General features: G+C 61.8%; 8 protein-coding genes and 1 pseudogene. 6 read left to right on the forward strand and 3 right to left on the reverse strand.

The genetic code is table 11. From position 1 onward, the window contains the following. Positions 1 to 4: 4 nt before the first annotated feature. Both C7450_RS30880 and C7450_RS30885 read right to left on the reverse strand, forming a co-directional pair. Positions 5 to 2,836, reverse strand: coding sequence for a relaxase/mobilization nuclease domain-containing protein (locus C7450_RS30880; protein WP_110378324.1), 2,832 nt, complete (start codon positions 2,834 to 2,836; stop codon positions 5 to 7). Further along, positions 2,836 to 3,234 carry a plasmid mobilization protein gene (locus tag C7450_RS30885; protein ID WP_110378342.1) on the reverse strand — a complete coding sequence of 133 codons (399 nt, stop codon included), beginning with the start codon at positions 3,232 to 3,234 and terminating at the stop codon, positions 2,836 to 2,838. The genes C7450_RS30880 and C7450_RS30885 overlap by 1 nt, the downstream gene beginning before the upstream one ends. 273 nt (positions 3,235 to 3,507) lie before the next feature. Between C7450_RS30885 and C7450_RS30890 the strand changes: the two genes are divergently transcribed. The 6 genes from C7450_RS30890 to C7450_RS30915 all read left to right on the forward strand — a co-directional run bounded on the left by C7450_RS30890 (position 3,508) and on the right by C7450_RS30915 (position 7,825). Then, positions 3,508 to 4,209 carry a ParA family protein gene (locus C7450_RS30890; RefSeq protein WP_110378325.1) on the forward strand — a complete coding sequence of 234 codons (702 nt, stop codon included), beginning with the start codon at positions 3,508 to 3,510 and terminating at the stop codon, positions 4,207 to 4,209. Beyond that, on the forward strand, positions 4,206 to 4,562 hold the full coding sequence (locus tag C7450_RS30895) for a hypothetical protein (protein ID WP_110378326.1): 357 nt from the start codon (positions 4,206 to 4,208) through the stop codon (positions 4,560 to 4,562). The genes C7450_RS30890 and C7450_RS30895 overlap by 4 nt, the downstream gene beginning before the upstream one ends. Before the next feature lie 166 nt (positions 4,563 to 4,728). After that, complete coding sequence (locus tag C7450_RS30900) at positions 4,729 to 5,232, forward strand: helix-turn-helix transcriptional regulator (protein WP_110378327.1); 504 nt, start codon at positions 4,729 to 4,731, stop codon at positions 5,230 to 5,232. Between the two features lie 286 nt (positions 5,233 to 5,518). Next, positions 5,519 to 6,709, forward strand: coding sequence for a DUF1173 domain-containing protein (locus C7450_RS30905; RefSeq protein WP_110378343.1), 1,191 nt, complete (start codon positions 5,519 to 5,521; stop codon positions 6,707 to 6,709). 447 nt (positions 6,710 to 7,156) lie between these two features. Next, positions 7,157 to 7,399: a WGR domain-containing protein gene (locus C7450_RS30910; RefSeq protein ID WP_110378344.1), complete on the forward strand. Its 243-nt coding sequence runs from the start codon at positions 7,157 to 7,159 to the stop codon at positions 7,397 to 7,399. A 147-nt stretch (positions 7,400 to 7,546) separates the two neighbouring features. Continuing rightward, a complete protein-coding gene (locus C7450_RS30915) occupies positions 7,547 to 7,825 on the forward strand; it encodes an HU family DNA-binding protein (protein ID WP_110378328.1) in 279 nt (92 codons plus the stop codon). A 30-nt stretch (positions 7,826 to 7,855) separates the two neighbouring features. On the opposite strand, the pseudogene C7450_RS34210 reads toward C7450_RS30915, so the two are convergent. After that, positions 7,856 to 8,082, reverse strand: a pseudogene (locus C7450_RS34210) (hypothetical protein); the annotation flags it as partial.

Genomic DNA, 8,082 nt, shown 5'->3' on the forward strand with positions numbered 1-8,082 from the left:
GCACCTAGCGTTCACGGTCGTCGCGATCCCGTTCGCGCCGCTCCTCGATCTCGCGCTCCAGTTCCTGCAAGCGAGGAACATGCTGCTGCGGTGGATCGGACCGAGCGGCATCCGCCGTCCGCTCGGGACCCGCGAGGTTGTCGTCGCGGTCGCGCGCGACGTCCTCAGGTGCAGGTGACGCTGCACGGTCATCATCACGGACGCGCTCGTGCGCTCGATCATTGCTGACCGACTCTGTGGCGGTCGCCGGACCGTCGTTCCTCTGCACCGCCTGCTCCTGTTCGGCCCGAAACGCCTGAAGTTCGCTGCTGCGCCGGTTGAAGTTCTCCCATGCAGCTTCCGAATCCTGTCTCGTCCAGGAGTCATCGATCCGGCCCCAGCCCACGGACCCGATCCCGTTTTCCACATCGGTGACGGCGATCTCCATTTCGAGCGCCTTCAGCCCCTTCTCGTAGCTAGCGAGGAGCTCGGCATTGCGTTTCGCGGTGTCCGGAACGGGCCTTCCCTCAAACCCCTCATTGTAGGCGGCATCGTATGCGGCGTCGTGCCCCTCGAGCTGCTGCCGCTCGAAAGCGGCTTCAGCCTGCCAGCCGAGGACGTCCGGATCGCCGAACTCCGTCTCAGCCTCCAACTCGCGCCGTGTTGCGTAAAAGCCTTGCCGAATTTCATTGGCTTCTTCGATGCGAGCGGCAATTTCATTCTGACGCGCCGGGGTGTCGTCGGGGAAGTGCTCGCGAACATAGTGATCGGCGACTTCTCCAAGCAGGGTCTCGCCCCTAAGCTGATCTATTGGATAGCTCTCGATCACATGGTCCATGAGCGTTTCGGCCCCGGCCCTGTCGCGGGCGGCATTGTCGAGATTCTCATTGAAATAGCGCTGGTGCAGAGCCGCCAATTCCGGGGTGATTTCCCTGACGGATTCGACGCGGTTTTCACCTTCATGGGTCGCGCGGATGCCTTGCCGGGCCTCGTCGACCTCGACTTCGGCCGGCTCGATCCCCCCGCGCGCAACGCCATCGCGCAAAATCTGACGATCGTGCAGCACTTCGCCAATATCGACCTGCCGTTCCGACAGCTCCAGATACTCACGCCGGATGCCCACGACCTCGCGGGCGGCCGCAGCGACCTCCTCAAAGCCTGCCCGGTCAGCTTCATCGATCGAACGCTCGACACTGGAGAGCACGGCCTCGACCCGCTTTTCATAGGCTTCGAATTCCGGACGCGTCATCTCCCGCATCTGTCCATCCTCACCATTCGCAAACTGGATAGATGCTATCATATCCGACATGTTTTTGACAGAAAAGGCGCTCTCTCCCATAAAACCAATATCTTTTTGATTGTAGTTTTGCGACCCTTCCAATCGATCTCTCTGCTGCTGTGCAAAGGCCCCTTCGCTTGTGCCGCGCGCCTCCATGGCGAGATCGTTCCAGATCTCGGCCGCCGCACCGGCGTAGTGTATGCTGCGTGCGCTGGTCGCAAGGTTGATCTCATCCGATCGTTTCGCCTGATAACGAGCATGCGCGGCAATGCTCGTCCCCTGATGCTCGGTACGGCCGCGATAGCTGACAGGGCGCACCTGGTTGCGCGTGTAGGCCGGCGCGTTTGCGAACTCGCGCCGATCGGTGAGTTCCATGTCGATACCCTGCTCGCGAGCTTTTTCGGCCATCAGGGCGCGCCAGTCCCGGAATGTCTGTGGGCTGGTGACGATGCGCTCTCCCGTCTCCGAGCGCATCGTCACGATCGCATGAGCATGGACATGTGGGCGCTTGCCGCCTTCCGCCATCTCCTTCGGGTCAAACGCCGGATCATGGACGGCAAAGACATAGCGGTGCCCTGCGAACTGTTCACCCAGGAACTCGCGGACTGCGCCTTCGAATGCCGCCGCATCCGTCCCGGCGCGCGCCGAGACGATCAGGTGCATGACGTCCCTGCCCTTGCGGCTGTGCAGCTCCTTGCGCCATTCCTTCTGGACCAGATCGCCGGCCTGCGTCGCATCGCCGATCAGTCGGCCGGTGTCGTCGCGAACTTCGCCATCTGCTCCAGCCACCAGTTCCCTGACACGCGCGGTCCCCCAATCCACGCCATTGCCGTAGCCATGAAAGCGAAACCGCGCCTCGACATCCCGGCCGGCATCGGAATCACCATAGCGCTGCTGCACGATCTCGGCGGCCTTCCGATCGCCGGTCAGCCGCTCGCCCGGTCCATCGCGAAGAACAACGACGCCGCTCACATGAAGCGCATCCGGCGAGCGCTCGTGGGCGGTATAGGCAAATCGTCGGTCGCTAAATGCGGACCGCAGAATCTCGCGCACCTGATCGTCTTGATCGACGTCACTGCCCAGCGAGGGGGCATCAATGGAAACATGAAAGACGCCGAGGTCGCGGCTGGCAACACGATTGTCGAACAGGTGCTCCCACTCGGCCCGCTGTTCAGCGAGAGCATCCTTGCCGAGCACGCGTTCGCCGCGCTCATTCTCGACCGCAAGTTCCCCTCCTCGCGACGTGTAACTTATCATCGCGCCCGCGCGCCCGCCGCCACCGTAAGAGGCGAGCTTGACCACGGCCGGCTGACTTCCGCGCGCCAGCGCAGCGAAACGCGTCCGCATCGCGCGACCGCCAAAGCCTGCTCCGTCGCGCGACGACCGTGCACGGCTCCCACCGCCCCGGAGCCGCACACGACCAGGACCGCGCAACCCTTCATCCGCAAGCCGCGCCGCCCCGCCCCTTCGCGGCTCGTCCCATTCTCCTTTGTCGAGCCGGCCCATCTGCATCTCGTGTTGCAGCGCAGCGCGGCGACGCTCCCATTCCTGCTCGAAGGCGCCGGGAAGGAACTCCATCAGATTTCCTCCCCGCGTCTGGCGGCAGCAGACCGCTTCGTCATTTCGGCGAGTTCGGCAGCAAGCGCGGTCGCTACCCCGTGTGCATCCCTGACGCTGCCGGCGATATCATCGATGGCGGGCGGCGCCCTGCCGGTGTTGATCGCCCGAGCGATCTGGTTGAGGTTTCCTCCGATCGTTCGCATGCCATCGGCAAGCAGGCCGAGAACGGCGCGATCCCCTTCCCCGAGGAACGGCCGCACCCCGGCGCCTTCCATGGAGAGCGACCGCACGAAGGCTGAGACGGTCATCCCGGCCGCGCGCGCGGCCGCCTCCAGGGCATCGAACTCGGTCGGCGAGAAGCGGATATGCGCCACCCTGTCCTTCCGTTTCGACGCTTCTGAATGGCTGCCAGCCATCGACGGCACACCCTTGATCATGGTGTTTGCGGCCGCAGGCCGCGGATCGAGGGCCTGTCCCTCGATCGTCAGGAAAAATGTATCACATTTTTCCGTATCCTGCCAACAATAATTGCTGTGATTTTGACGTTCATGTCGCCATATATGCTATTTTCCATATTAATATGATTGTGTTTTTCCATATTCGTGTGCTTCTATATCGATGTGAACCCACGTCCACATGGACATGGATCCGTGTGTCAGTAGAAACACACTTTCATGGGAGTGCAGCCGATGACCGTCGTGATCGCCGCCATCAACGGCAAGGGAGGCGCGGGCAAGACCACCGCGCTGATGAACATCGCCGGCGAATATGCCCTGCGCGGCGGAAGCGTCGCCATGATCGATATGGACGCGCGCAACAATCTGATGAAGTGGTGGATCGATTGTCAGGAGAAGGATGCCCAACCTGAAGGCATCGAGGTCTACAGCCACAAGACGGCACGCGGGCTTGAACGCTGGATGGAGGAAAACGCTGACTCTTTCGATCACGTGCTGATCGATACGCCCGGCGAAGACACATCGATCGTCGACCCTGTGATCGCGGCGGCCGATCTGGTGATATCGCCGATCCAGCCGTCCAAGCGCGAGGTGATCGGGGCTATCGACAGCTTCGAGAGCGTGCAACGTGTAAACGAGTTGCGCGGCCGAAACTGCAGGCACGGCGTGCTGCGTACCCGGATCACGGTAACGGTGCGTCATACGGAACTCTATCGCAAGGTCCGGCCGATCATCGAAGACCAGGTCGGCACCTATCTGTTCCGAACCGAGGTATTCGAGCGGAACGTCTACAAGGACATCCACAACGGGATCGGCACCCTACAGATGCAGGAGGTGACGGAGGCGATCGCCAAGGCGCGTCGCGAGACGCAGGCGCTGGTCGACGAGGTCGACGAATTGCTTGCCGGAATGACTGCTGCGGGACGTGCGGCATGAGCGGCAAGGAGAAGCTGTCGCTGGACGAATTTGCGACTGCGCCGCGCAGGCAGCGCCCGGCGGCCGGCCTGAACCCGGCAGATGTCGAGAGCGAACAGCCAGCCGCCGTGAACACCGTGACGCAGCCGGTTCTGGTTGAGGATCAGGGAACATCGGAAACCGCCAGCGAGGCAAGCAAGGCGCTGCGCCGGATGAAGCGGGCGCGCATGAAAGGAGCCAGCTATTTCGTCAACGTCAATCTGGACCGCGAGACGAAACGGCGGCTGAAGCTGGCCGCCTTCAATCTGGACACCTCGATGCAGGCGATCATGGAGAAGGCCATCCGGCAGTATCTTGACGCCAGCGGCTTCTGAATGAGAGGAAACGCGGCCAGATCGAGGATCGAGTTGAAATCGAGTCCGATTCCCTGCTAGGAACACTATCGTTTTGGCTCTGTTTTCGGGCGGTCTGAGCCAGATCAGGGGGATTTCCTGTCTCTTTTGACGGGTGGAGCAACTGAATTCGGGTCGAGCCAGCCAGATGGCCATCAAAGACGTTCACACCTACATCGACAAGCACGGGCTTGTCGAAACGACCGACTCCGAGGTCGACAAGCCGATCTGGCGCAAGCCCGGCTTCGACGGCGTTCGCAGCCTGCTTGACATGGAGAAGGAGCTGAGCCGGTTTCTGCGTGAGCGACGTGATGCGCTGAACCTGAATCGCGAGCAGGTCGGCATGATGATCGGTATCCATCAGGAGATTTATGCGCGGCATGAGAGGGCGGGTGCCAAGCTCAGGGTGACGCGGTTGCTGCATCTGGCCGAACTGCTCGGCTTCTCCCCGATCGAGGCGATCTATGCGGCGGCTCCGCAGTTTTTTGGCGACAGTCAGGAGGAGGCAGCGGTGAAGAACAAGCTCGTGAATCGCATCCTCGACTTGCCCACCGCCACCGCGCAGAACCTGCTCATGCTCGTCGAGGAATTGTCGCCTGACGATGCCACTGACGCGCCGGCAAAACCAGCCAGGAAGGGTCGAGACCCCTGAAGCTCTGAAACGAAGGACAGAGGCAGGCTGCCCTGCCTCCCTTTGATTTCCGCGGCGACGACTACGCGATGCCGAGAGACATCCATCGGCGACCAGCCCACGGGAAGCACAAGCGGCGTAGCCCCGTCGCGCCGGCGGCCGGTCGATCTGGCCTTCCTGTCGAGAAATGGGAAGCATCATGGTTCTCCGAGAGCGGCGGGCATCAATCGGAGGGTTGCATCCCGCCCGAAGCCGTGACTCAATATGAACACAGGGGATGCGGCGGCGACCCGGAGCGATGGAGGGGATGCGTCAATTCAGGATTGGCGGTGACGTCTACGCCGATGAAGGGCCCAAATTTCAGGAAGCGGTTGCGGCGGCCTACCTGCGCAAGGAGCGGCCGCTGTGCCTGTGCCGCGATCCGGGGTGCGCGATGTATGTCGCGCAGATCGGCGGCCTCTATGTGATCAAGCGCATGCCGCTCAGCGGCGGCGAGCACGACCCGACCTGTGAGTCTTACGAATCTCCCTATACGCTGTCGGGTCTGGGAGCCCTCATGGGCAGCGCGATCCAGCTCGATGCCAAGAACGGGACGGCAGCGCTGAAGCTGGACTTCAGCCTGTCGAAGACCGGCAGCCGTGCAACGCCGGTGCCGGGAGACGTCGGCTCCGCCGGCGTGACTGCCGACCAGAAGAAACTGTCGCTGCTTGGCCTGCTGCATTATCTGTGGCACGAGGCCGAGCTGACCGTCTGGACGTCGAGATGGGCCAGAAAACGACATTGGTGGAACGTTCGTTGGCATCTGCTCGAGGCCGCCAGGCAGATGACTGTCAAGGGCGGGCAGCTTTCGGACATTCTGTTCGTGCCCGAGCCGTTTCGCGTGGACAACAAGGAGGCCATCGAGCAACGACGCAGTACTGCACTCGCTGCGGCACTGCCGCCGAAGACCGGGCCTCGCAAGTTGATGGTGCTTGTCGGCGAGGTGAAGGAGCTGGCGCCAGCGAGATTGGGGCAGAAGGTCGTCATCAAGCATCTGCCGGGCTTTCCGCTGCTGATCGACGATACGCTGCATCGGCGTCTGCTGGCACGGTTCGAGCGCGAGTTTTCGCTTTGGGACGCCGACCCTTCGTCGCACTTGATCGCGGTTGCGACGTTCGGTCTGAATCCGGCGGGGCTGGCCATCGTCGAGGAAATCGCTCTGATGATCGTGTCGGAAAACTGGATTCCCTACGAGACGACATACGAGAAGCGGCTGGTCGACGCTCTCGCCCGGATCCGCGAAAAGAGCATCAAGGGCCTGCGCTACAATCTGCCCCCGGATCAACCGATCGCGAACGCGCTCCTTCAAAGCAGGAGGGAACCGTTCGCGCTGTTTATAGTCCCGGCCGGAGCGGATGAGGACTTCGAAGCATCCTTGCAGGACATGATCGCCGCGCGCGCGGAAATGAGGACGTGGATATGGCGTATCGCCGACGGTGACATGCCGGCACTGCCTTGAGCGGTCTGGTAACTTTATGGCAAGGCCATCAAGGTGGTGTATCGGTTCGCCCTGCTCCGCCATTCCCGCAAGAAATCAAACTGATCACATTGGCCCTCGCATTGTAGTCAGAGACGTCTCGCCTGACCCGTCTCATATCCGGCGACCAGCCGGCCCTGCCTCCTGCCCGCACCACAACGGTTGCGATTGCACGCCGACGATCGCGCGCCGCGAGAGGTTCGTCGCCCGCATGGGGCGAAACCGCGAGAGCGGGTTCGATGAGCGCAGCGAGCAGAGCCGACCCCGAAGGGGTCTCGCCCAGCCCCTTCTTTCGGACGGAAATCGTGATCCGCAACCTGCTCGAAAAACCAAACCATCGCGGCAAAGATCACAGCAATGAATCGGATCGGTCTGATCGATTCAAAGAACTCGTTGGACGCCGCTTCCAGAGGAAGCGAGACTCCGGTCATGGAAGACGAGAACACAGCGCCAATCCATATGCGACGCATAGATCCAACGCAGAATATGCGGAGGTTCTATACGCTCGCGATCCAGCCGACCTTGTTCGGCGGAGCATCGGTGATCCGTAACTGGGGAAGGATCGGCACGAGCGGTCAATCCATGATGGAAACCTACGACGGGGAAGATGAAGCGCTGACGGCAAAATCCAGGCTCGAACGTTCGAAGCGCCGTCGCGGCTACGGGGATTGACGCCTGCAACAGCCATCAAAAGACAGGCAAATCAGGCCGAAAGACCGTTTCCATGTCGTATCCCCGCTGAATTAGCGCACTGACGCTTTCATCGGAAACAATTCGTTGCCATAGGGACTCGGTATTTGACAAACGAGGATATCGGATATGACGACAACGAATGAGATCGCCGACAAAATCGCAGCCGAGCAGAACCTGACCAAGGCGCAGGCCAAGACGATCGTCGAGAGCGTGCTCAAGGAGATCATCTCCGCGGCGAAGGCCGGTGCGGAAACGAATCTGCCCGGCTTCGGCAAATTCAAGGTGAAAGCGACGCCGGAACGCGAAGGCCGCAATCCTGCGACCGGCGCTGCGATGAAGATCGCGGCTTCGAAGAAGCTGACCTTCACGCCGGCGAAGGCGGTCAAGGACGCGCTCAACGGCTGAGGCCACGAGCGCGCCAAGGCAGCGGCCGCCCTATTGGGGCGGCTCGCAATCGGCAAGCTTCTCGTGCGCGGCCCAGATCGCCTCGCGCTCGGCCAGCGCCTTCGCCAGCTCCTTCTCGATCCAGCGGCGTTCGTTACGATAGACGGCGTTCCGCAGCTCGGCACGCAGTTCTTCAATATGCTGATCGATCGACATCGTCATCTCCTGATGTTTCGTGAAAGACGACGCCGGCTGGCATGGCGGGCCGGATGGGTCGG

Source organism: Chelatococcus asaccharovorans (assembly GCF_003201475.1).
In the GTDB taxonomy this organism is placed as follows: domain Bacteria; phylum Pseudomonadota; class Alphaproteobacteria; order Rhizobiales; family Beijerinckiaceae; genus Chelatococcus; species Chelatococcus asaccharovorans.

Bases quoted from the DNA above. Each gene is read 5' to 3' on its own strand.
- C7450_RS30890 (WP_110378325.1), top strand. From the start codon at position 3,508: ATGACCGTCGTGATCGCCGCCATCAACGGCAAGGGAGGCGCGGGCAAG.
- C7450_RS30895 (WP_110378326.1), top strand. From the start codon at position 4,206: ATGAGCGGCAAGGAGAAGCTGTCGCTGGACGAATTTGCGACTGCGCCG.
- C7450_RS30910 (WP_110378344.1), top strand. From the start codon at position 7,157: ATGGAAGACGAGAACACAGCGCCAATCCATATGCGACGCATAGATCCA.
- C7450_RS30880 (WP_110378324.1), bottom strand. From the start codon at position 2,836: ATGGAGTTCCTTCCCGGCGCCTTCGAGCAGGAATGGGAGCGTCGCCGC.
- C7450_RS30885 (WP_110378342.1), bottom strand. From the start codon at position 3,234: ATGGCTGGCAGCCATTCAGAAGCGTCGAAACGGAAGGACAGGGTGGCG.
- C7450_RS30905 (WP_110378343.1), top strand. From the start codon at position 5,519: ATGCGTCAATTCAGGATTGGCGGTGACGTCTACGCCGATGAAGGGCCC.
- C7450_RS30900 (WP_110378327.1), top strand. From the start codon at position 4,729: ATGGCCATCAAAGACGTTCACACCTACATCGACAAGCACGGGCTTGTC.
- C7450_RS30915 (WP_110378328.1), top strand. From the start codon at position 7,547: ATGACGACAACGAATGAGATCGCCGACAAAATCGCAGCCGAGCAGAAC.